This is a genomic window from Streptomyces sp. CBMA29 (genome assembly GCF_014596445.1).
Taxonomy (GTDB): Bacteria; Actinomycetota; Actinomycetes; order Streptomycetales; family Streptomycetaceae; genus Actinacidiphila.
Window position 1 is genome coordinate 1 of sequence record NZ_MECL01000091.1, and the last position, 21,276, is coordinate 21,276.

Annotated in this window: 23 protein-coding genes, 1 pseudogene and 1 riboswitch; of the genes and pseudogenes, 12 read left to right on the forward strand and 12 right to left on the reverse strand. The window is 73.0% G+C overall.

Annotation, left to right across the window (positions count from 1 at the left end; all coding sequences use genetic code 11):
- The 3 genes and pseudogenes from BGM09_RS13910 to BGM09_RS13920 all read right to left on the reverse strand — a co-directional run.
- Window positions 1-203: pseudogene (locus tag BGM09_RS13910) on the reverse strand (cobalamin biosynthesis protein); the annotation flags it as partial.
- 159 nt (window positions 204-362) lie between these two features.
- A riboswitch (cobalamin riboswitch) is annotated at window positions 363-492 on the reverse strand.
- Window positions 493-607: 115 nt separating this feature from the next.
- Window positions 608-865 (reverse strand): hypothetical protein, encoded by a 258-nt coding sequence (locus tag BGM09_RS13915; RefSeq protein WP_188281865.1) that lies wholly within the window; start codon window positions 863-865, stop codon window positions 608-610.
- Between the two features lie 44 nt (window positions 866-909).
- Window positions 910-2,196 carry an inorganic phosphate transporter gene (locus tag BGM09_RS13920; protein ID WP_188281866.1) on the reverse strand — a complete coding sequence of 429 codons (1,287 nt, stop codon included), beginning with the start codon at window positions 2,194-2,196 and terminating at the stop codon, window positions 910-912.
- A gap of 196 nt (window positions 2,197-2,392) precedes the next feature.
- On the opposite strand from BGM09_RS13920, the gene BGM09_RS13925 reads away from it, so the two are divergent.
- The 3 genes from BGM09_RS13925 (at window position 2,393) to BGM09_RS13935 (ending at window position 5,866) form a co-directional block, all read left to right on the forward strand.
- The gene (locus BGM09_RS13925; protein WP_317452694.1) at window positions 2,393-3,055 is read left to right on the forward strand and encodes a class II aldolase/adducin family protein; all 663 of its coding nucleotides are present in this window, start codon (window positions 2,393-2,395) and stop codon (window positions 3,053-3,055) included.
- Between the two features lie 144 nt (window positions 3,056-3,199).
- Window positions 3,200-4,318, forward strand: coding sequence for an alpha/beta hydrolase (locus tag BGM09_RS13930; RefSeq protein ID WP_188281867.1), 1,119 nt, complete (start codon window positions 3,200-3,202; stop codon window positions 4,316-4,318).
- A gap of 168 nt (window positions 4,319-4,486) precedes the next feature.
- Complete coding sequence (locus tag BGM09_RS13935) at window positions 4,487-5,866, forward strand: hypothetical protein (RefSeq protein WP_188281868.1); 1,380 nt, start codon at window positions 4,487-4,489, stop codon at window positions 5,864-5,866.
- A 67-nt stretch (window positions 5,867-5,933) separates the two neighbouring features.
- Here the strand turns inward: BGM09_RS13935 and BGM09_RS13940 are convergent, their stop codons facing one another.
- On the reverse strand, window positions 5,934-6,827 hold the full coding sequence (locus BGM09_RS13940) for a neutral zinc metallopeptidase (protein WP_188281869.1): 894 nt from the start codon (window positions 6,825-6,827) through the stop codon (window positions 5,934-5,936).
- A gap of 240 nt (window positions 6,828-7,067) precedes the next feature.
- Between BGM09_RS13940 and BGM09_RS13945 the strand changes: the two genes are divergently transcribed.
- The 3 genes from BGM09_RS13945 to BGM09_RS13955 all read left to right on the forward strand — a co-directional run bounded on the left by BGM09_RS13945 (window position 7,068) and on the right by BGM09_RS13955 (window position 10,192).
- Window positions 7,068-8,666, forward strand: a complete 1,599-nt coding sequence (locus BGM09_RS13945; protein ID WP_188281870.1) for an ABC-F family ATP-binding cassette domain-containing protein — start codon at window positions 7,068-7,070, stop codon at window positions 8,664-8,666.
- Between the two features lie 421 nt (window positions 8,667-9,087).
- Window positions 9,088-9,309, forward strand: coding sequence for a helix-turn-helix domain-containing protein (locus tag BGM09_RS13950; protein WP_188281871.1), 222 nt, complete (start codon window positions 9,088-9,090; stop codon window positions 9,307-9,309).
- Between the two features lie 91 nt (window positions 9,310-9,400).
- Window positions 9,401-10,192 carry an enoyl-CoA hydratase/isomerase family protein gene (locus tag BGM09_RS13955; protein ID WP_188281872.1) on the forward strand — a complete coding sequence of 264 codons (792 nt, stop codon included), beginning with the start codon at window positions 9,401-9,403 and terminating at the stop codon, window positions 10,190-10,192.
- Window positions 10,193-10,243: 51 nt separating this feature from the next.
- Here BGM09_RS13955 and BGM09_RS13960 read toward each other — a convergent pair whose 3' ends face one another.
- Window positions 10,244-10,993, reverse strand: a complete 750-nt coding sequence (locus BGM09_RS13960; RefSeq protein ID WP_188281898.1) for a nucleopolyhedrovirus P10 family protein — start codon at window positions 10,991-10,993, stop codon at window positions 10,244-10,246.
- 140 nt (window positions 10,994-11,133) lie between these two features.
- Here BGM09_RS13960 and BGM09_RS13965 point away from each other — a divergent pair, with 140 nt between their 5' ends.
- From BGM09_RS13965 to amaP, 5 genes are all read left to right on the forward strand, one after another.
- On the forward strand, window positions 11,134-11,631 hold the full coding sequence (locus BGM09_RS13965) for an Asp23/Gls24 family envelope stress response protein (RefSeq protein ID WP_188281873.1): 498 nt from the start codon (window positions 11,134-11,136) through the stop codon (window positions 11,629-11,631).
- A 59-nt stretch (window positions 11,632-11,690) separates the two neighbouring features.
- On the forward strand, window positions 11,691-11,891 hold the full coding sequence (locus tag BGM09_RS13970; RefSeq protein ID WP_188281874.1) for a hypothetical protein: 201 nt from the start codon (window positions 11,691-11,693) through the stop codon (window positions 11,889-11,891).
- Complete coding sequence (locus tag BGM09_RS13975) at window positions 11,891-12,262, forward strand: Asp23/Gls24 family envelope stress response protein (protein ID WP_188281875.1); 372 nt, start codon at window positions 11,891-11,893, stop codon at window positions 12,260-12,262. Before BGM09_RS13970 ends, BGM09_RS13975 begins: the two co-directional genes overlap by 1 nt.
- 224 nt (window positions 12,263-12,486) lie before the next feature.
- Window positions 12,487-13,254, forward strand: coding sequence for a DUF6286 domain-containing protein (locus BGM09_RS37675; RefSeq protein WP_411158304.1), 768 nt, complete (start codon window positions 12,487-12,489; stop codon window positions 13,252-13,254).
- Between the two features lie 8 nt (window positions 13,255-13,262).
- On the forward strand, window positions 13,263-13,859 hold the full coding sequence (amaP, locus tag BGM09_RS13985) for an alkaline shock response membrane anchor protein AmaP (protein ID WP_188281877.1): 597 nt from the start codon (window positions 13,263-13,265) through the stop codon (window positions 13,857-13,859).
- 124 nt (window positions 13,860-13,983) lie between these two features.
- On the opposite strand, the gene BGM09_RS13990 is transcribed toward amaP, so the two are convergent.
- From BGM09_RS13990 to BGM09_RS14010, 5 genes are all read right to left on the reverse strand, one after another.
- Window positions 13,984-14,745 carry an SDR family oxidoreductase gene (locus tag BGM09_RS13990; RefSeq protein ID WP_188281899.1) on the reverse strand — a complete coding sequence of 254 codons (762 nt, stop codon included), beginning with the start codon at window positions 14,743-14,745 and terminating at the stop codon, window positions 13,984-13,986.
- A gap of 2 nt (window positions 14,746-14,747) precedes the next feature.
- Entirely contained in the window at window positions 14,748-16,538 is a 1,791-nt protein-coding gene (locus BGM09_RS13995) for a glycoside hydrolase family 15 protein (protein WP_188281878.1), read from the reverse strand.
- A gap of 91 nt (window positions 16,539-16,629) precedes the next feature.
- On the reverse strand, window positions 16,630-17,478 hold the full coding sequence (locus BGM09_RS14000) for an SURF1 family protein (protein WP_188281879.1): 849 nt from the start codon (window positions 17,476-17,478) through the stop codon (window positions 16,630-16,632).
- A 116-nt stretch (window positions 17,479-17,594) separates the two neighbouring features.
- Window positions 17,595-17,840 carry a hypothetical protein gene (locus tag BGM09_RS14005; protein WP_188281880.1) on the reverse strand — a complete coding sequence of 82 codons (246 nt, stop codon included), beginning with the start codon at window positions 17,838-17,840 and terminating at the stop codon, window positions 17,595-17,597.
- A gap of 110 nt (window positions 17,841-17,950) precedes the next feature.
- The gene (locus BGM09_RS14010; protein ID WP_188281881.1) at window positions 17,951-18,958 is read right to left on the reverse strand and encodes a DEDDh family exonuclease; all 1,008 of its coding nucleotides are present in this window, start codon (window positions 18,956-18,958) and stop codon (window positions 17,951-17,953) included.
- Window positions 18,959-19,035: 77 nt separating this feature from the next.
- Between BGM09_RS14010 and BGM09_RS14015 the strand changes: the two genes are divergently transcribed.
- A complete protein-coding gene (locus BGM09_RS14015; protein WP_223186869.1) occupies window positions 19,036-19,233 on the forward strand; it encodes a hypothetical protein in 198 nt (65 codons plus the stop codon).
- A 59-nt stretch (window positions 19,234-19,292) separates the two neighbouring features.
- Here BGM09_RS14015 and BGM09_RS14020 read toward each other — a convergent pair whose 3' ends face one another.
- Both BGM09_RS14020 and BGM09_RS14025 read right to left on the reverse strand, forming a co-directional pair.
- Entirely contained in the window at window positions 19,293-20,858 is a 1,566-nt protein-coding gene (locus tag BGM09_RS14020) for a S8 family peptidase (protein WP_188281882.1), read from the reverse strand.
- A gap of 143 nt (window positions 20,859-21,001) precedes the next feature.
- Window positions 21,002-21,238, reverse strand: coding sequence for a hypothetical protein (locus BGM09_RS14025; protein WP_188281883.1), 237 nt, complete (start codon window positions 21,236-21,238; stop codon window positions 21,002-21,004).
- Between the last annotated feature and the right edge of the window lie 38 nt (window positions 21,239-21,276).

The window sequence follows — 21,276 nt, forward strand, 5'->3', positions numbered from 1 at the left end:
GCGGCGGCGCCCACCGCGCCCCCGGCGCACAGCGCGGCGTACACCGCCCCGCTGCCCCGGTCGTCACGCCACATCCGGCGCTCCAACGCGCCCGCCGCGCGGCCGAACACCGCGACCGGATGGCCGCGGCGCGGGTCGCCCGCGACGAGATCGCCGAGAAAGCCGAGTGCGGCGCCGTACGCGAACACGCGATCGGCACGCACCGGTTCAGCCCGCGTCCACGCCGTCCAGGTGAAGTGCCGGACAGGGTGGCGTACTTGTGCGCACCTGCGTGCGGTGGTCCGAGACGAGTCGAGCGCAGCCGGGCATGGCAGAGGTCCTCACTCAGGGTCCGCGCCCTGGTTCGACGTGACCGGCGGTGAGAGTCTCCTGGCTCCCGGATCTACGCACTCCCGGCCTTCCAGCCGGATTTCCGGCCGTGACGTACGGGTTGGGAGTGCACTCCCCGGTGACAGTGGCGGGACCGCGCCGGATTCGCACCGGACTTCCTCTCCTGCCGCCGTATGGCCTCCGCAGTCCACCACGTGCGCGCAGGCAGGTCAACTCACCGTTGACCTGGGAAGACGGAGTGTGGCGAGGTCCACATCCGCCGCCGAAACCCGCGAGTTCAGGCCACGATCAGATAGATGCCGTACGACACCGCCGCGGCGCACACGGCGAAGCAGGCGTAGCCGCCGGTACGGGCGAGCAGGGCGCCCCCTCGGGAAAGGGAGCCCGACCCGGATTCGGCAGCGGAGCCGGACGCCGGGGCGGAGCCGTGCTTGGTGAGTCCGACGATGCCGAGGGTGAACAGGCCGACCAGGCCCACGGTCGCCACGAGAGTGACGCCGAAGACCGTGCCGAGCGCGTGCCAGTCGATGCTCATGAGGGGGTCCTTGAGGAGGGCGGGAGGCGCGGGGGAGGGGCGGGTCAGGCCGTGGCGGGAGTGCCGGGAACGGTGTCGGAGGGGGCGCCGGGCGCGACGGTCCCCGCGGGCGGCGGGATGACGGCCGCGATGGCCGCGGTGACCGCGCCCTGCGGCTCGACCGCCATGTCAGGACCGACCGTCATGTCAGGACCGACCGCCATCTCAGGACCGGAGGCCGGGTCGCCGTCCAGGTCGTTGACGTTGGCGTGCGTGACCGGCTTGCGCCGCGACGCCGTACGGATGACCGCGCACACGGCCAGACCGAGGACCGCCACGGCGGTGACGCCCCAGGTGCCCTCGTCGGCCAGCAGCGCGGCACCGGCCGCGACCAGTCCGGCGGCGGGCAGCGTGAGCCCCCACGCGGCGACCATGCGGCCCGCGGTGCTCCAGCGGACCACCGCGCCCTTACGGCCGAGGCCCGCGCCCATCACGGAGCCGGAGCAGACCTGCGTGGTGGACAGCGCGAAGCCGAGGTGCGAGGAGGCGAGGATGGTGGCCGCGGCGCCGGTCTGGGCGGCGAAGCCCTGCTGCGGCTGGATGTCGGTGATGCCCTTGCCCATCGTGCGGATGATCCGCCAGCCGCCGATGTACGTACCGAGCGCGATGGCGCTGCCCGCCGAGACGATGACCCACAGCGGCGGGTCGGCGTGCGGGGCGACGACGCCGCCGGTGATCAGCGCCAGTGTGATGACGCCCATCGTCTTCTGCGCGTCGTTCGTGCCGTGCGCGAGCGAGACCAGGCCGGCGGAGGCGATCTGGCCCGCCCGGTAGCCCTTGGAGGTGGCCTCGGGGTCGGCGTGGCGGCCGATCCGGTAGGTGAGCCGGGTGGCGAGCGTGGCGGCCAGACCGGCCACGACCGGCGCGGCGACGGCCGGGATGAGCACCTTCATGACGACCGCCTCGCCGTGCACACCGTGGGTGCCGACCGAGACGAGGGTGGCGCCGATGAGGCCGCCGAACAGGGCGTGCGAGGAACTGGACGGGAGCCCGGCCAGCCAGGTGAGCAGATTCCAGACGATCGCGCCGACGAGCCCGGCGAAGATCACTTCGGGTCTGATGCCGGAGGACTCGTCGATGATGCCGCCGGAGATGGTCTTGGCGACCTCCACCGAGAGGAAGGCGCCGACGAGGTTCAGCACGGCGGACATGGCCACCGCCGTCTTTGGCTTGAGTGCGCCGGTCGAGATGGTGGTGGCCATCGCGTTGGCGGTGTCGTGGAAACCGTTCGTGAAGTCGAACACGAGTGCGGTGACGATCACGATTCCGATCAGGAGCGTGATGTGTTCCATGTACCCAGGCATTCGTTTGATCGGACAGTGGCGAGGCGACCGTACGGAGAGTGGATGAACGGAAGATGAACTGACGGCGGCTTTGTGGTGCCGGAGCGGTCGGGCGGCCTCAGTCAGTATCGAGCCGATCCGGCCGATCGGACCCCTCGGGGAGGCGATCCGCGCCCGTCGAGGGCCGGGCGGTGATAATGCCCGTGTGCAGGACTCCTTGGAGAAGGCTTGGTCGGACGTGGTGGACACCGCCCGGCGCACGGTCGCCGACGGGCTGGTGGTCGGCACCTCGGGCAATGTCTCGGCCCGCGTCGGCGATCTCGTGCTGGTCACCCCGACCGGCGTCCCGTACGACCGGCTCGGCCCGGCGGACGCCGTCGTGGTGGATCTCACCGGCCGCCGGCTCATGGGGGAGCTGCGGCCGACCAGCGAACTGCCCATGCACCTGGCCGTCTACCGCGCCACCGACGCCCGCGCGATCGTGCACACCCACGCCCCGCACGCCACCGCCGTCTCCACCCTCGTCGACAAGCTGCCCGTCATCCACTACATGGCGGCGGCCCTCGGCGGCCAGGTCAGGGTCGCGGACTACGCCACCTACGGCAGTCAGAGGCTGGCCGCCGCCGTCCTCAAGGCGCTCCGCGACCGCACCGGCTGCCTGATGCGCAACCACGGCACCCTCGTGTACGCCGACACCCTCGACACGGCGTACGACAACACCGCCCAGCTGGAGTGGATGTGCCGCGTCTGGCTGCTGGCCGGATCGGCCAACGGCCACGAGCCCCGTACGCTCCCCGGCCGTGAGCTGGCCAAGGTCGCGGAAAAGCTGCGCGGCTACGGGCAGGGCGCGCCGGAGGCCACCGAATAGGGCGTGTCCGGCCGCCGCGTCTCCACCGTCTCCACACACGCCCGCCGCGCCCGTCCGCCCCGCCCACGCCGTCCGCCCCCCGTACGTCACCCGGCCGCCGCCGTCGCCTGGCCGCTTTCGGCCGACGCGCCCACACTGGAAGAGATGCGTACCCGAACCGCGGTGGCCATGGCAGCCACCACCACCGTGCTGGGTGCCGGTACGGCCGCGCTGGCGGCCGGCCGGTACGGGTCCCGCTTCGCCCTGAGGCCGTCGCGGCGGGGCCCGGTGCCCGAGGGCGACGTGACGCTGCACCGCGTGACCGCGGACCAGGTGGTGCTCACCCGCACCCTGTCCTCGGCCCGCCCCGGCGTCTGGGGCCTGACCGGCGACGATCTGCACGCCGCCGTCGGCGACGTGCTCGACCTGACCCCGTACTCGGTGACCCGGCGGCTGCTGAGCGTCCAGCGCGGCGCCCTCACCCCCGGCGGCCGGGTCCGGCTGACCCCGCAGGTGTGCGCGGGCGACCCCGGCAGTGCCCTCGGCCTGGACCACACCGAGGTCCTGCTGCGCGGCGAACTCGGCCCGCTGCCCGCCTGGTTCGTGCCCGGCGCCCGCGACACCTGGGTGATCGCGGTGCACGGTCTCGGCGCCACCCGCGAGCACCCGCTGAACGTGGCGACCGCCCTGCACGCCCACGGCTTCCAGCAGCTCCTGCTCGCCTACCGCAACGACCCCGGCGCCCCCGCGTCCCCCGACGGCATCGGCCACCTCGGCGCCACCGAATGGCGCGACCTGGACGCGGCGATGCGGTACGCGGTGGAGTACGGCGCCCGGCGGCTGGTGCTCTTCGGCTGGTCCACCGGCGCCGCCATGGCCCTGCACGCGCTGGCCGGGTCCCCGGTACGCGACCGGGTCAGCGGCCTGGTGCTGGACTCGCCGGTGCTCGACTGGGAGGCCACCGTCCGCGCCGCCGCCGAGTCCAACGGCGTCCCCGAAGCGCTGATGCCGCTCGCCGTCCGCGCCGCCGAGGGCCGTACCGGCCTGCTCCCCGAGCCGGTCGCCGCGGCGGCGGACCCGACCCGGCTCACCGTCCCCACCCTGCTCGTGCACGGACCGGGCGACACCCTCGCCCCGTGGGCCGCCTCCCGTGAACTCGCGGCCCTCCGAGCCGACTTGGTGACCCTCCACACCGTGCCCGACGCGCCGCACGCGGCGATGTGGAACGTCAACCCGGCGGACTACGAGGAGACGTTGCGACGATTCCTCACACCACTGATGTGACCGGTGTCAAGACCGCCCCACGGCGGTGGGAGCCGCCCCGGAAACCCCCGCTGAACTGCGACGACGCGAGTTCGAGGCGGCCCGGAAGCGCGTCCCCGCGGTGCCCTCGCAGATCATCGGGCCGCGTTCCGTTTGGGATTATGGGCGCTCACCGGAGAGACTTCTCCAGTGACGTCCCGTAGCCCGCGAGACACTCCGCTCCGCCTTGTCCCCCGACGGCCGCTCACCGCGGCCCGCCGGACCGCGACGACGCGCCGGTCCAGACCCCCGCGACCGCCCGAGGGCACGCCGCCGCTGCCGCAGCTCGCCCGGCTGGCCCGCGCCGAACTGGCCGACGCCGCACGGCTCGCCCGCTGGGCCGGCACCGGCCCCGGCACCGCGGGACCGACCGGCATACTGCCCGACGACGCCGCCGCGCAGGCCGCAGCGGCGCTCGACCTGACCCGGCCGCAGATCCGTACCGCATGGGACCGGGCGCGGCTGTCGGGGCTGATCGAACTGCACGGCGGCACCGCACGGCCCGGCTGGCGGCTGCGGGCCTGGGACACCGACGACACCGCCGTGCTGCGCGGCTGGGTCGCGCTCTTCGACGCCTGGTCGCTGGCCCACCCCTTCCTGCCGGGCCCGCAGGCCGGTCCCGACCCGGCGCTGGTCGCCGAAGTCATCGAGGCCGCACCGCAGTTGCTGTCCTTCCTGCACCTGTCCAACGAGCCGGTGCCGATCGACACCCTGCTCGACCTGCTGCGGCAGCGCGTCGCGGAACTGCGCGCCGAGCGGCACGAACCGCCCGCCGACGGCGCGGGCGACGCCCCCGACCCGCTGCCCGCGCTGCTCGACTGGACGCTGGACGCCGTCGCCCGGGTCGGCGCGCTGCGCCCCCGCGACCCCAAGCGTCCCGACGAGGTCACGCTCACCGCGATCGGGTCCTGGGCGGTGTGGGTCAAGCTGGAGCAGATCTGCGTGGCCGCGCAGGGCCCCGCAGGGCACATGGAGCAGTCCGCGGAGACCATGCTGCGGGCCAGTGCCCGCCTCTCGCCGGGTCCGGCCCGCGCCGAGTACCGCGCCTGGCTGGCCGCCCGCCCGGTCGCGCTGGCCGTCGGCGAGTTGCTGGACACCGCGCGCGGCGACGACGCGCTGCTGCGCGGCCTCGCCTTCGAGGCGCTGCGCGTGGTCGGCGACCCCGCCGAGTCGGCCGTCCGCGGCGTGGTCGAGGAGCCGACGCTGCGCCCCTACGCGGTGCTGTGGCTGGCCGAGCTGGACGGCGGCGACCCGGACACCGCGACCGGCCTGCTGACCCGCGAGGAGGCCACCTGGCTGTGGATCGACACGGCCGCGGCCGTCGCCGACCACGGCGAGGACCACCTGCTCGTCAGCCATCTGGAGACCGCCGTCCAGGGCTCGGTGCCCGGTCTGCTCGAAGAGGTCCGCAACGTCGGCCACCCCAGGACCGTCCAGGTGCTCGTGGCGCTCGCCGCCGCGCACCCGGACCCCGCTCTGGCCAAGGCGATGCGCAGGGCCGCCTTCCAGGTCCACACCGGCGAGACCTGACCCGCCGCGGGCGGTACGGGCCTCCGCGCGCCGTACAGCGCCCGGGGCCCGTACCGCCCGCCGGTCCTCAGCCGAACGTGTCGCAGGCCGCCAGGTCCCCGGTCTCCAGCCCGGTGGTGAACCACTGCTGACGCTGCGCCGCGGACCCGTGCGTCCAGGCGTCCGGCGTCACCCGCCCCCGCGCCCGCGACTGGATCGTGTCGTCGCCGACGGCCGCCGCCGCGTCGAGACCGCGCGCGATGTCGTCGGCCGTCACCGCCGTGATCAGTGAGGTGCCGGTGGCCGGACTGAGCGTCCGGGTGGCGTTCTTCGCCCACAGCCCGGCATAGCAGTCGGCCTGCAACTCCACACGTACGGACGCGCTGTCGGCCCCGCTGCGGCCGTCCTGGGCCGCGCTCAGAACACCCGTCAGATTCTGCACATGGTGGCCGTACTCGTGCGCGACGACATAACTCTCGGCGAACGGCCCGCCCTTGGCGCCGAATTGGGTCTGCAAGGTCTGGAAGAAACCCAGGTCGATATAGACCTTGCGGTCCGCCGGGCAGTAGAACGGCCCGGTCCGCGGGTCGGCCAGACCGCAGCCGGTGCTCACCGGAGCGTCGAAGAACACCGTCGGCGCGGTCCGGTACACGGCGCCGCGGCGGCTGAACTCGGCGGTCCAGTACGCCTGCACGCTGTTGACCACGGCCACGATCCGGCACTGTTCCTGCGCGTTGGCGTCCTGCCCGGTCGAACAGCTCCGCGCCAGACCGGCGTTGGCCGCGCGCGTGTCGGAGACGGTGTCGGAGCCGCCGCTGAGGCCGAGTTGGTCGGGGCTGATGCCCAGCACCAGGCCGATCACGACCGCGAGCAGCCCGGCGATTCCGCCGCCCACCAACTTCCCGCTGGGGCCGCCGCCCGAACCGCCCCGCCGGTCCTGGACCTGCGAGGTGTCGAGCGGAGTGTCGTCATCGAACTGCATGTGCCGATTATGTGTGATGTGCCCCACTTCGGCGCACCGGTGGCCGGGTACCGGCGCGCCCCTGACCGGGCCCGGCGCGCTCGGCGCCGCGCTGCCCCCGCTCTCCCCCCGCCCCCGGCGCGGTAAACCGTTTGCCGGCCGCCAGTAGACTGAGCCCCATGGCAGTTCTATTCCTCGATTAGCCACGGCGTACGACCTCGCGCCCGTTTCCGTCGTCCGTCCTGTCCTGGAGCTTTTCCCGTGATCACTGCCACCGGCCTTGAGCTGCGCGCCGGCGCCCGCATCCTCATCGAGTCCGCCTCCTTCCGCATCGCCAAGGGCGACCGCATCGGCCTGGTCGGCCGCAACGGAGCGGGCAAGACCACCCTGACCAAGGTGCTCGCGGGGGAGGGCCAGCCCGCCGCCGGCACCGTTACCCGCGGCGGCGAGGTCGGCTATCTGCCGCAGGACCCGCGCACCGGGGACCTCGACACCCTCGCCCGCGACCGCATCCTGTCCGCCCGCGACCTCGACACCGTCCTGCGCAAGATGCGGGAGAACGAGGAACGGATGGCCAACGGAAAGGGCGCCACCCGCGAGAACGCGATGAAGAAGTACTCGCGTCTGGAGACGGAATTCCTCACCAAGGGCGGATACGCCGCCGAGGCCGAGGCCGCCACCATCGCCGCCGCGCTCGGACTGCCCGACCGCATCCTCGGGCAGCAGCTCCACACCCTCTCCGGCGGCCAGCGCCGCCGCGTCGAACTGGCCAGGATCCTCTTCTCGGACGCCGACACCCTGCTCCTCGACGAGCCCACCAACCACCTCGACGCCGACTCCATCACCTGGCTGCGCGACTACCTGAGGACGTACCGCGGTGGATTCATCGTGATCTCGCACGATGTCACCCTCATCGAGACCGTGGTGAACAAGGTCTTCTACCTGGACGCCAACCGGTCGCAAATCGATGTGTACAACATGGGCTGGAAGCTCTACCAGCAACAGCGCGAGGCCGACGAGAAGCGCCGTAAGCGCGAGCGGGCCAATGCGGAGAAGAAAGCCGCCGCCCTGAATTCACAGGCCGACAAGATGCGTGCCAAGGCCACCAAGACGGTCGCCGCGCAGAACATGGCGCGCCGCGCGGAGAAGCTGCTGTCCGGCCTGGAGGCGGTACGCGCCTCCGACAAGGTCGCCAAGCTGCGCTTCCCCGACCCCGCCCCGTGCGGCAAGACCCCGCTGATGGCCGAGGGCCTGTCCAAGTCGTACGGGTCGCTGGAGATCTTCACCGACGTCGACCTCGCGATCGACCGCGGCTCGCGGGTCGTCATCCTCGGTCTGAACGGCGCGGGCAAGACCACGCTGCTGCGGCTGCTCGCCGGTGTCGAGCAGGCCGACACCGGCCAGGTGACGCCCGGACACGGCCTCAAGCTCGGCTACTACGCGCAGGAGCACGAGACGCTCGACCCGGACCGCACCGTGCTGGAGAACATGCGGTCGGCCGCGCCCGACACCGACCTGGTGGAGATCCGCAAGATCCTCGGCTCGTTCCTCTTCTCCGGCGACGACGTCGACAAGCCCGCCGGGGTGCTCTCCGGCGGCGAGAAGACCCGGCTCGCGCTCGCCTCGCTCGTCGTCTCCAGCGCCAATGTGCTGCTGCTCGACGAGCCCACCAACAACCTCGACCCCGCCAGCCGCGAGGAGATCCTGGGCGCGCTGCACACCTTCACCGGCGCGGTCGTCCTGGTCACCCACGACGAGGGCGCCGTGGACGCGCTCCAGCCGGAGCGGATCATCCTGCTGCCGGACGGCGTGGAGGACCTGTGGGGCCAGGACTACAAGGACCTGGTCTCGCTGGCCTGAGCCCCGGCGCCGCCCGGCCGGGCGGTGCCCCGAGAGGGGCGCGGGACGGCTCAGGGGCCCCGCACCCGCACGAAGTGATCATGTCGATTCGATCATTCGGCCCACTGATCATCCTTCATCTGCGTGAGTCCGGCTCGTACCGCGCGCCCACGGGGCGCGGTACGGGCGACCGCCGCCGTGATCAGTGGTGTGACGTCGGAGAACTCCTTACCGACCACGGCTGACCTGCCGCTATTGCTCGCACGCCGTTCTCCGTACGGAATTGCCGCCCCGTAAAAGCCGCTCCCGGCCCCTTCGCAACGGCGTATCCAGGCATTCCTCCGGTGAATGTCCCGTGATGGACCTTGTCGAATGGGTGGCCAGGAACGCCCTTAGGGGTGATCATGAGAGTCCATAGCGCACTTCCCTGGAGGAGGCACGGGTGGCCGAGACTCTGAAGAAGGGCAGCCGGGTGACCGGCGCCGCGCGCGAGAAGCTCGCGGCAGACCTGAAGAAGAAGTACGACTCCGGTGCGAGCATCCGGGCGCTGGCCGAAGAGACCGGCCGCTCCTATGGATTCGTGCACCGGATGCTCAGCGAGTCCGGCGTGACCCTGCGCGGTCGCGGCGGTGCCACACGGGGCAAGAAGGCCGCCACGGCCTGAGGGCTCCGCGAGTATCAAGGGCCGGGGGCGGTCCGGCGGGTCCGGTTGGTTACTCTTCGGTAATCCAGTCCGGTCCGCTCGGAGGTGCCCAGTGCCCGACGCCAAGATCCTGCTCGAACGTGACGGAGTCCGGCTAGCCGTCGACGACTCCGTCGCGCACATCACCCTGTGCAATCCGGCCAAGCGCAACGCTCAGTCGCCCGCCCTGTGGCGTGCACTGACCGAGGCGGGCCGGTTGCTGCCGGGACAGGTACGCGTCGTCGTGCTGCGCGGTGAGGGCGTGTCCTTCTCCGCCGGCCTCGACCGCCAGGCGTTCACGCCCGAGGGCTTCGACGGTGAGCCGTCGTTCCTCGACCTCGCGCGTGGCTCGGAGGCCGGACTCGACGCGGCCATCGCCACGTACCAGGACGCCTTCACCTGGTGGCGGCGGACCGACGTGATCACGGTCGCCGCGGTCCAGGGCCACGCCATCGGCGCGGGCTTCCAACTCGCCCTCGCCTGCGATCTGCGCGTCTGCGCGGACGACGCGCAGTTCGCCATGCGCGAGACCGGTCTCGGCCTGGTCCCCGACCTCACCGGCACCAAGCCGCTGGTCGAACTGGTCGGATACGGCCGCGCCCTGGAGATCTGCGCCACCGGCCGCTTCGTGCACGCCGACGAGGCCGAGCGCACCGGCCTGGCCAACCTCGTCGTGCCCGCCGCCGAACTCGACGCCGCTGTCACCGACCTGGTCGGCGCCCTGCTCGCCCCGCCGCGCGACGCGGTCGTCGAGACCAAGGGCCTGCTGCGCGGCGCCGCCGCCCACACCGAGAAGGAGCAGTACGCGGCCGAACGCGCCGCCCAGGGCCGCCGCCTGCGCGACCTGGCGGGCGTCGGGGAGTAGGACCTGTCGGGCGCACGTCCGCGCCGGACGTTTCGCGGGGCCCGGGACGGATCAGCCCGCGTCCGTCACCACGACGGCGGTACGCACCGGGCCCGGCGCGCCCTCGGCCGCCGCGACCGTGACGGCGGCGGCCACCGACCGCGCCACCTCCAGCGGCCGGTGGCCGGGCGACACCGCGATCTGCACCTGGACGCGGCGGCCCGGCGCCTCGTCGGCCGCATCCGCCGCCGTGTCCTGGATCCGCACACCGGAGCCGAGGCCGACCGGCCGCCTGCTCAGCCGTACGACACCGGGCACGGTCAGCGCGGCCGTCGCGACCGCTTCCGCCAGGCCACTGGGGTCGAGCGGTACGGGAGCCTCGTCGCCGTCCGGCTCCGCGTCCTCGGCTTCCGCCAGCTCGTTCACGGGCGCGTCGTCACCGTCCAGCAGCCCGGTGACCTGGAGGTCCACCTCCGTCACGGCGATGCCGAGGCCGTCGCGCGCGGTCGTCCACAGCACGTCGCGCAGCCGGTCGGCGGCCTGCGGCAGCGGCTCGTCGGCGGTCGCCTCGAACGACGCCTCGATCCGCACCGGCAGATGCGGCAGCGCGCCCACCGGACCGGACCGCGGTGCCTCGCCCCCGCTTTCGGCCAGCGCCAGGGACACCCCGCCCAGCCGTACCCCGGACAGCCCGGCGGTCGTCCACCGCAGCGCGCGTACGGCCGCGCGCTCGGTCATCCAGGCGTTGTCGTCGGGGGTGCCGAGCGGGAGCAGGCGGCCCAGCGCGACCTGCTCCCGTACGGTCCGGGCCAGTCGGTCCATGGTCACCAGATATCGCCTTCCGCAGGCCGACCACTCTCTTGGGGGGTCGGAACAGCCCTCTCGCCGGTTCCCCGCAGCGCGCGGGGGCATGCGCACATAGTGTGGGGCACGGAGCAGCCCATACGAAGGGACGACTCGCGATGACGGACACCGCACAGTACGACCGGCCGGAGCCCGAGGGCTCGTCAGCGGCCGAGGGCAGGACCCTGGACAAGGCCAGCGCGGGCGGGCGCAAAGCGCTCGGCGACCCGGCCACGCGCGGCCGCACGACGATCGCCGACGGCGTGGTGGAGAAGATCGCCGGACTCGCCGCCCGTGACGTGGTCGGCGTGCACGCGATGGGCACCGGCCTGTCGCGCACCTTCGGCGCGGTCCGCGACCGCGTGCCCGGCGGCACCAAGTCGGTGTCGCGCGGCGTGAAGGCGGAGGTCGGCGAGGTGCAGACCGCGCTCGACCTGGACATCGTCGTCGAATACGGCGTGTCGATCGTCGAAGTGGCCCGCGCCGTGAGGGAGAACGTGGTCAACGCCGTGGAGCGGATGACCGGTCTCGAGGTCGTCGAGGTCAACGTCGCCGTGGGCGACGTGAAACTTCCTGACGAAGATGACGACGACGAGCGTGAGCAACGGGTCCAGTAAGGGTCCAAGACAGTGCAGACGGAGATGGTCAACACGACCAATGGGACGGAGTGCGGACGATGAGCATGGCGGTGATCGGCCTGGCCGTCGGAATGGCGCTCGGATTCGCCGGGTATTTCGGCGGGTTCGGTGCTTTTCTGCTGGTGGCGGCGCTCGGCGCGGTCGGTTTCGTGGCGGGCAAATTCCTCGACGGCGACCTGGAACCGGGGGAGTTCTTCCGCTCGCGTGACCGTGGCCGCGACCGCGACCGGCGGCGCTGATGGGGACAGCCGTCCCCGCACCGCTGCCCGCGGCCGACCGCGGGGCACTGCGGATCGCGGACCGGGTGGTCGCGAAGATCGCCGCCCAGGCGGCCGGTGAGGTCCTCCACGACGCGCCGGGCGCCGCGCTGGTGCCGAAGGACCACTCCCCGCACGCCTCGGTCTCGGTCCGCAAGGACAGCGCGCGGCTGCGGCTCACCCTCGAACTGGGCTACCCCACCGACATCGGCTCGGTGTGCGGCTCGGTGCGCAGCCATGTCACGTCCCGCGTCGAGGCGTTGACCGGCATGTCGGTGCCCGAGGTCGCGGTCGAGGTGGAGCGGCTGCACTCGGCCGCCGACCGCCGCAAGGACGAGGGAAGGGTCCAGTGAGCGACAGCGAGAGTCCCTGGAAGAAGCCGGACGCCGGCGCTGAGCCGGGGGAGGGGGCGGAGCGGCGCCCCGAGCCGGGCCCTGCCGACGACCGCTCCCAGCAGACTCCCGAGCACGGCTCGGAACACCCTCAGGACCAGGATTTCGGAGCCTCCGAGTACGGCTCGGAGCAGGCATCCGAGGGGGGCTACGGAGCCTCCGAGTACGGCTCGGGACCGGGCGGGGTGCCGGGGGCCGAGCCCGGATACGAGTCCGAGTACGGGCGCGACCCCGGATACGGCTCCGACCCCGGATACGGGTCGGGCGCGGGGTACGACCCGGCGTCCGGTCCGGGATCGACCCTCGCGGGCGGGACCCCCGGCGTCCTCGCCGGAGGCGACACCCTCACGGACCCCGCCACCCGCACCCTTGAGCCGTACGCCCTGACCGCGGATCAGACCCCGGTCAAGGCGCGCCGGTTCTGGGCCGGACGCCGGGTGCCCGCGGCGATCACCGCCGCGGTGCTCCTCGGGATCGCGGGGCTCTTCCTGTACGACATCGCCGCCGTCCGCGCCGACCGGCGCGCGATGGCGTGGCGGACCCGGCTCGCCGACGAACTGGCCACCCGCCACCTGGACAACGTCTGGGTGATCGTCGGCGCCGCCGTGGCCGCCGTACTCGGCCTCTGGCTGATCCTGCTGGCCCTCACGCCGGGCGAGCGCGGCCTGCTGCCGATGACCCGGCGCGGCGAGAACGGCGTCCGCGCGGGACTCGACCGGCACGCGGCCGAACTGGTGCTGCGCGACCGGGCGATGGAGGTCGCGGGCATCCGCTGGGTACGGGTCAAGGTCGGCCGCCGCCGGATCAAGGCGCACGGCTCCTCGCACTTCCGCGAACTCGACGCGGTGCGCGCGGACCTGACGACCACGCTCGGCGCCGCCGTACGCCAACTCGGCCTCGCCAGACCGCCGCAGCTCCGCGTCCATGTCCAGCGCGCAGAGAAGAAGGGGTGACCGGGCGGATGCGTACCGTACTGAACCGGGTCCTGCTCGCGCTGACCGGACTCGTCCTGCTGATCGTGGGCCTGTCCGTGCTGCTCGGCGGGCTCGACCTGCAACGCCGGTGGAATTTCACGATGCCGCACTGGTGGCCCTTCACCGGCCCCAAGGACGTGCTGCTTTCCGCGCACGACAGGACCCGCTACCGCTCGGACGGCTGGTGGTGGCCGGTGGTCATCGCCGTGCTCGGCGTGCTCGTGCTCGCCGCCCTGTGGTGGCTGCTCGCCCAGGCCCGCACCCGGCGGCTGCGCCAGCTCCGGGTCGACAGCGGCGACGGACAGGGCGCGCTGCTGCGCGGCCGGGCCGTGGAGAACGCGCTGACCTCGGAGACCGAGGCGTACGAGGGCGTGGAGTGGGCCAGAGCGGCGCTGCGCGGCAAGCGCGGCGCACCGGTCGCCCGGATAGTGCTGGGCCTGGCGGCCGACGCCACCCCGGACGAGGTGGTCGCCGGTCTCGACAGCGCGGTGCTCCACCGCGCCCGTACGTCGGCCGGTCTGGACAAGCTGCCCGCCGAGGCGCGGCTGCGCGCGGTCAGGCACCGCGCGGCGCGGGTCAGCTGACCCGCCCGCCCGCCCTTCCCCCGCGGAGCCCTCACCGAGCCCTCACCGAGCCGTCGGTGAGGGCTCTTCGCGTCCCCGTCCCGGCGCGCGCCGGGCGCCGCGGTCCCGCGGTCCCGCGTGTCTGTCACAGGGCGCGCTGGGCGCCGCCGTCCACCGGCAGCAGCACGCCGGTCAGATACGACGCGGCGGGCGAGAGCAGGAAGGCCGCGGCCCGGCCGAACTCCTCGGGCGTGCCGTAGCGCCGCAGCGGGATCGACGCGCTCGCCCTGGCCCTGGCCGCCGCCTCGTCGCCGCCGAGCGCGTCCAGCTCCCGTACCCGGTCGGTGTCGATCCGCGACGGCAGCAGGCCGACCACCCGGATGCCGCGCGGCCCCAGTTCGGCGGCGAGGGTCTTGGCGAAACCCGCGAGCCCTGGCCGCAGACCGTTCGACACGGCGAGGCCGGGGATCGGCTCGCGGACCGAACCCGAGAGCACGAAGCCGATGACACCGCCGTCCGCCAGCTCGGCCGCGGCGGCGCGGGCCAGCCGTACCGCGCCCAGGAACACCGTCTCGAAGGACCGCAGCCACTGCTCGTCGGTGCTGTCGGCGGCGGAGCCCGCCGGCGGTCCGCCGACGCTGATCAGCACCCCGTCGACCCGGCCGAAGCGCTCGCGGGCCGCCGCCAGCAGCCGATGCGCCGTATCCGGGGCGGAGTTGTCGGCGGCGACACCCAACGCCTTGTCCGGGCCTCCCAGTTGCCCGGCCGCGGCGGCCACCGACTCGGCCGTGCGCCCGGAGACCACCACCTTCGCGCCGTCGGCGACCAGTTCGCGGGCCGCCGCGAAACCGAGGCCGCGGCTGGCGCCCGTGAGGACGTACACCCGTCCGTCGAGTCCGAGATCCATGGTCAGCATTCCCTTATGGCAGGCAGGCCCGACAGGGCGAGCGCGGTGTTGACGAGTCCGACGTGGCTGAACGCCTGCGGGAAGTTGCCCAGCAGCCGCCCGGCGACCGGGTCCCACTCCTCGGCCAGCAGCCCGACGTCGTTGCGCAACGTCAGCAGCCGCTCGAACAGTTCGTTCGCCTCGTCCTTACGGCCGATCGCGTGCAGCGCGTCCGCGAGCCAGAACGAGCAGGCCAGGAAGGCCCCTTCGGAGCCGGGCAGCCCGTCCACGCCGACCGCGTCCGGGGTGTAGCGGCGGACGAAACCGCCGAGGTCCAGTTCGCGGCGGACCGCTTCCACCGTGCCGATCACGCGGCGGTCGGTGGGCGGCAGGAATCCCACCTGCGGGATGAGCAGCGTCGCCGCGTCCAGCTCCTCGGAGCCGTAGGACTGCGTGAAGGTGTTGCGCTGCGCGTCGTAGCCCTTCTCGCAGACCTCCGCGTGCACCTGGGCGCGCATCGAACGCCAGCGCCCCACATCGCCCTTGAGCCGCGGCAGCGCCTCCACGGTCCGCACCGCGCGGTCGGCGGCGACCCAGGCCATCACCTTGGAGTGCACGAAGTGGCGGCGGGGGCCGCGGACTTCCCAGATGCCCTCGTCCGGCTCGTGCCACGTGGACTCCAGGAAGTCCATCAGGGCGCGTTGCAGATTCCAGGCGTGCGGCTCGTCGCGCATCCCGGCCGCCCGCGCCAGGAACAGCGAGTCCAACACCTCGCCGTACACGTCGAGTTGGAGCTGTCCCGCGGCGGCGTTGCCGATCCGGACCGGCGCCGAGCCCTCGTAGCCGCGCAGCCACGGCACCTCGAACTCCGTCAGCCGCCGCTCGCCGCCGATGCCGTACATGATCTGGAGGTCGGCCGGGTCGCCCGCCACCGCGCGCAGCAGCCAGTCGCGCCAGGCGCCCGCCTCCTGGAGATAGCCGCCCTCCACCAGGGCGTTGAGGGTCAGCGCCGCGTCGCGCAGCCAGCAGTAGCGGTAGTCCCAGTTGCGGACCCCGCCGATCTCCTCGGGCAGCGATGTGGTCGCGGCGGCGGCGATGCCACCGCTGGGCGCGTACGTGAGCGCCTTGAGCGTGATCAGCGACCGCACCACGGCCGACCGCCACGGCCCCTCGTAACGGCACTGCGCCGACCACTCGTCCCAGTCGGCCAGGCTGTGGTCCAGCGCCTCGTACGGGTCGATCCGCCGGGGCCGCTTCTCGTGCGAGGGGTGCCAGGTCAGTATGAACGCGACCCGGTCGCCCTCGGCGACGGTGAAGTCGGAGTACGTGCGCATGTCCTTGCCGTACGCCCGGACCGGCGGGTCGCTGCGCAGCCAGACCGAGTCGGGGCCCGCGATGGCCACCCGGTGCCCGTCGGCGCGCCGCATCCACGGCACGACCGCGCCGTAGTCGAACCGCAGCGTCAGCTCGGCCCGCATGTCGACCCGGCCCGACACGCACTCGACGATCCTGATCACATCGGGCGCCCGGTCGCGCTGCGGCATGAAGTCGGTGACCTTGACGGTCCCGGTCGGCGTCTCCCAGAAGGTGTCGAGCACCAGCGTGTCGCCCCGGTACGAGCGGTGCGAACACGTCTGCGCGCCCACCGGCGCCAGCAGCCAGCGGCCGTTGCCCTCGTCACCGAGCAGCGCGGCGAAGCAGGCGGCCGAGTCGAAGCGGGGCAGGCACAGCCAGTCGATGGAACCGTCCCTGCCCACCAGCGCGGCGGTCTGGAGATCGCCGATGAGCGCGTAATCCTCGATACGTCCTGGCACGGTGCCGCTTCGCCGCCTTCCGGTGGTGCTCGCCTCGCCCGGACACGGTGTGCGCCGGGCTCTGGTCTCCGTAGCGTGCGGGGGCGGGGCGTCAGACCGCTACCGGAACGCTGCCCTCGGGTTCCTGCGGGCTCTCCGGATTGTCCTGCTTCTCGCGTGCCGCGAGCCGTTCGGCGCGCTCGCGGCGCAGCAGCACCACCCAGCCGACCGGCACCATGCCCGTGAACAGCCACCACTGGATCGCGTACGCCATGTGCGGGCCGATGCTGCTGTGGTCGGGTTCGGGAATGAGCGCGGGCTGGTGCGGACCCGGCTTCGGCGTGATGGACACCAGTTCCATGTAGCCCGACAGCAGCGTCCGCGGCATGTACGTCGCGTCCACGGTGCTGCTGATCAGCATGATCTGCCGGTCCGGCAGGCCCGAGCGGTTGCGGATGCCCGTCGACGACGTCGTCTCGTCGGGGCGCAGCCGCCCGGTGACCGTCACTTCGCCGGACGGCGGCGGCGTGATCTTCGGGAACGCGGTCGGGTCGTTGCCCGGCGAGATCCAGCCCCGGTTCACCAGCACCGCGCGGCCGTCGGCCAGCACCAGCGGGGTGATCACGTGGTAGCCGACCTCCTGGCCGCCGCCCGACGTGTCGTCCGAGCCGTCGTTGCCGGCGGTCCGGTGCCGGGCCACCACCTCGTGCGCCGTGTCGAAGTGCCCGGTCGCCGTCACCGACTTGTACAGATCGCTCTTCGGCAGGACGGCACCCGGATGTGTCACCGACTCGACCTCGACCGGGGCGGCCTTCAGGCTCGCCGCGATGATCTTGTTGTTCGCCACCCGGTGCTCGTGCCGATGGAGCTGCCAGAAGCCCAGTCTGACCATGGTGGGCATCATGACCAGACCGAGGAGGGTGAGGATCACCCATTGGCGGGACCAGAGGAAGCGGTACACCCCACGACGGTACAACTCGGTCGGGGCACGGCTTCCGGAGGGGGTCCTCAGACGGGGGCGGCCGGGGTGAACGGGGTCGGACGGGGTCGGACGGGGTGAGGGGCGGCCGGCCGGGCTCAGGCGATCGAGCCGACCTTGTCCACGATCCCGGCCGCGCCCTCCGCCTTCGCGCAGTGCCCGCCGCAGTACCAGTGGCCGTCCACCTCCACGCCGTGTCCGACGATCCGCACCCGGCAGTGCTCGCAGATCGGCGCCATACGGTGGATGGCGCACTCGAAGCTGTCGAAGACGTGCACCGCGCCTTGGGCGTGCACCTCGAAGCTCATGACGTAGTCGTTACCGCAAACCTCACATCGGGCCATGTGCCCAGGCTGCGGCCGTGAGCGCGCCGGGGCAACGCGGGAGGCCCCGCGTCGCGCGAGAGTCACCTGGATGGAGGCCCGCCCTGTCCGGCCCCGGAGCCGGACAGGCCCTAGCCGTGCACGCCCGCCGCGGGCGTGACGGCCTTGAGGAGTTCGGTGAAGCGGGCCTCGTCGATGACCGGGGTGGCGAACTGGCGGGCCTTGACGGCCTTCGAGGTGGGGGAGTCCGGGTCGTTCGTGACCAGCAGGCTGGTGAGGCGGCTGACGCTGGAGGCGACGTGCAGCCCGGCGTCGGTGGCGCGGTCCTCCAGCAACTCGCGGTCGATGCCGGTGTCGCCGGAGAAGGCGACCCGCATCCCCTGGACCAGGGCCCCGTCGGGGGCGAGGCGACCGGGGTTGGGATACGGGCACGCGGGCCGTTTGCGGGCCGGGCGCCAGCCGGTGGCGCGGTACGAGCCGGGCCCGTAGGAGGCGCCGGGGCGCGGCGAGGGGACCGTGTCCGAGCCGTCGACCCACTCGGTCAGCGGGCGGCAGGTGTGCAGGGGCAGGGGGAGACTGGTCGCGGCGGCCAGGTGCAGGCTCGGGCGGAACGCCTCGGCCAGGACGCGCGCGTCGTCCAGCGCGTGGTGGGCGCGCCGCTGCTCGACCCCGTAGTACGCGGCCAGCGACTCCAGTTTGTGGTTGGCCAGGGGCAGCCGCAGCTCCTTGGCCAGGACGATGGTGCACAGCCGCTGCTCGACGGGCGCCACGGACCGGGCGCGCGCGTACTCGCGGGCGAGCATCGACCAGTCGAAGACCGCGTTGTGCGCCACCAGGACGCGCCCCGCGAGGCGTTCGGCGAGCTGGTCGGCGATCTCGGGGAAGAGCGGGGCGTCGGCGAGCATCGCGCTGGTGAGTCCGTGGATCCACACCGGGCCGGGGTCGCGCAGCGGGTTGACGGGCGAATACCAGTGGTCCTGGACCTCGCCGCGGGCGCTCAGCCGGTACACCGCCGCGGACACTATCCGGTCGTCCCGGCCGAGCCCCGTGGTCTCGACGTCGACCACGGCGTAACCGTCCGGATAGGCGGGAGGCCACGGGGACGGCGGCGGTGTCTGGGCGGCCAGGTTGTCGAGCATGGTCACAGAGAATACGGCTCGCCACTGACAGCTACCGCCACCCGCTTTCCTTACTTGCGGGTAACAAGGTCTGGCGGGTGCCCTGTACGCGCCTTTACGGTGCGCTCACGCCCCAACTCCCCGATGTCGTGCTGTGGTCCAAGAACGTCGCCACCGACAACCCGCTGCGGGTCGCCACCCACGAGTACGCCGCCCTCGCCCGCGACCTCTCCGCGGCCCCCACCTGGCGCGCCCGCGCGCGATGGGCGAGCGCACCGCCCTCAAGGCGCTGGTGAAGCCCTGAGGGCGGTACGCGTCCGGTAACAGCCGTGCGTGCGGGGCGACGTGGCGGGCGCTACCTGGTGACGGCGTTCAGCGCGTCCACGATGCCGTGACCGTAGAAGCTGTTGTACGCCCTCGGCCCGGTGCAGGTGGCGTCCTGCGCGGGCCCGGTCGGGCAGCCGGGGTTCTTCGCCTCGATCTTGAGCAGCGCCTGGAGCTGCGCGGGCGAGGCGTGCGGGTGACGGCTCTTGATCAGCGCCGCGACCGCCGCCACGTGCGGGCTGGCCATCGAAGTGCCCTGGAGATAGCCGTACTTGCCGCCGGGCAGCGTCGACAGGATGCGGCCGTTGCCGGACGGGGTGTCGGGGATCTGGTTGCCGTCGCCGCCGGGCGCGGCCACGTCGATCACGGTCAGGCCGTAACTGGAGTAGTACGACTTGAGGTTCTGGGCGCCGGTCGCGGAGACCGTGACGACGCCGGGCAGTTGGGTCGGGAGGTCGAGGCACACGTGCGGGTCGACGGTGCGGGTGACCGCGGTGGAGTCGTCAGGGCTCGATGTGTCGGTCAGGGCGTGGGAGTTGAGGTCGTCGTCGCTGTTGCCCGCGGCGGCGACGTTCAGTACGCCCTTGCGCTCGGAGTACGCGGCGGCGCGCTTGACGGCGTCCACGATGGCCCGCTGGTCGGGGTCGCTCGGGCAGTTGTAGAGCCACGGGTCGATGTAGTAGCTGTTGTTGGTGACCGCGATGCCGTGGTCGGCGGCGAAGACGAAGGCGCAGACCACGCTCTCCGGGTAGAACAGCGCGGTGCCCGGCTCGCTGACCTTGATCGCCGCGATCTTCACACCGGGCGCGACCCCGGCCACGCCGATCCCGTTGCGCGCGGCGGCGATCTCACCGGCCACGTGGGTGCCGTGGTAGTCGGCCGCCGGGTCCCAGGGGTGCCAGGCGCCCGGTGAGGTGTCGGCGACGCCGCCGACGCAGCTCGCGGACTGCTTGGCGGAGAAGTTCGCCGCCAGGTCGGGGTGGGTGTCGTCCACACCGGTGTCGATGATGCCGACGGTCACCTTGGAACTGCCCGGATTGACCGCGGCCGCCTTGTCGGCCCGGATCGCCCGCAGATCCCACTGGTCGGCCTCAAGAGGCTCCTGGCCGGGCGCCTGGTGCGCCGAGGCGGCGGCCACCTCGGCCGCGGTCAGCGTCCGCACCCCGCCCGCCTGCGTCGTCGCGGACGGCTCGATGGCCGCGGTCCTGGTCGCGCCCGCGCTCCGTACGCCGTGGACGCGCCGCAGCGTCGCGCCGAAGGCCGGGTTGGCCGAGTGCACGACGATGACGCCTATCCGGTCGTACGCGATCACCACCTGGCCGCCGGCCCGCTCTATCGCGCGCTCCACCGATCGCTGCGTGCCGCGCCCGCCGTCGACGTTGACGACGTACGACAGCAACGGGCCGTCCGTGCGCGGCGGTTGAGAGCCGTGCGAGGCGGAACCGGCGGCGTCGAAGGAGGCCGTGGAAGAGGTGGAAGCGGAGGAAGCGGAGGCCGGGGCGGCTCCGGGGAGTACGGCGAGGGCGGCTGCCGTCGCCAGACCGAGACCGGCCGCGAGCGCGCGGCGGCGCCGGGGGAGGCCGGGAAGCGGAACCATGGGATCTCCAATCGTCCATCAACCGTCGGACGGCAGGGTCTGCCGTCCGACGTGTGCATGACGAAGGAAACTAGTGCCCAACGGCCGGTCAAAGAAGCGCAATTCCACGGATCGGTCGGAATTTCCCTGTGGCCGACGGCGGTTCAGCCATACCGGCGGCCGGATCGCAGCGCGGCGATGCTCAGCGGCGGCAGTCGGACCCGCCGCGCGTACCAGCCGGTGGGCGCGGCGACGCCGGGTCCCGGCCGGGCGGCGGCCGGTCCCGTGAGCAGGCCGGCGGGCAGGTCGGCGGGCAGCCGTACGCTCCCGTACGGCCTGCGGGCCGGGAGTCGCGGCCGGTGCGACGGGGGAGGAGGGGGCGGGGGCGGAGGTGGGGTCATCGCGGCGAGTCCTCGGCGGTCCTGGGCGGCGGTCCCCG

Coding starts and splice junctions, on each gene's coding strand:
- BGM09_RS13960 (WP_188281898.1), bottom strand. CDS start 10,993: ATGGACCGACTGGCCCGGACCGTACGGGAGCAGGTCGCGCTGGGCCGC.
- BGM09_RS13975 (WP_188281875.1), top strand. CDS start 11,891: ATGGGGACAGCCGTCCCCGCACCGCTGCCCGCGGCCGACCGCGGGGCA.
- BGM09_RS14010 (WP_188281881.1), bottom strand. CDS start 18,958: ATGCTCGACAACCTGGCCGCCCAGACACCGCCGCCGTCCCCGTGGCCT.
- BGM09_RS13915 (WP_188281865.1), bottom strand. CDS start 865: ATGAGCATCGACTGGCACGCGCTCGGCACGGTCTTCGGCGTCACTCTC.
- BGM09_RS13990 (WP_188281899.1), bottom strand. CDS start 14,745: ATGGATCTCGGACTCGACGGACGGGTGTACGTCCTCACGGGCGCCAGC.
- BGM09_RS14025 (WP_188281883.1), bottom strand. CDS start 21,238: ATGACCCCACCTCCGCCCCCGCCCCCTCCTCCCCCGTCGCACCGGCCG.
- BGM09_RS14020 (WP_188281882.1), bottom strand. CDS start 20,858: ATGGTTCCGCTTCCCGGCCTCCCCCGGCGCCGCCGCGCGCTCGCGGCC.
- BGM09_RS13940 (WP_188281869.1), bottom strand. CDS start 6,827: ATGCAGTTCGATGACGACACTCCGCTCGACACCTCGCAGGTCCAGGAC.
- BGM09_RS13970 (WP_188281874.1), top strand. CDS start 11,691: ATGAGCATGGCGGTGATCGGCCTGGCCGTCGGAATGGCGCTCGGATTC.
- BGM09_RS13920 (WP_188281866.1), bottom strand. CDS start 2,196: ATGGAACACATCACGCTCCTGATCGGAATCGTGATCGTCACCGCACTC.
- BGM09_RS13930 (WP_188281867.1), top strand. CDS start 3,200: ATGCGTACCCGAACCGCGGTGGCCATGGCAGCCACCACCACCGTGCTG.
- amaP (WP_188281877.1), top strand. CDS start 13,263: ATGCGTACCGTACTGAACCGGGTCCTGCTCGCGCTGACCGGACTCGTC.
- BGM09_RS14005 (WP_188281880.1), bottom strand. CDS start 17,840: ATGGCCCGATGTGAGGTTTGCGGTAACGACTACGTCATGAGCTTCGAG.
- BGM09_RS13965 (WP_188281873.1), top strand. CDS start 11,134: ATGACGGACACCGCACAGTACGACCGGCCGGAGCCCGAGGGCTCGTCA.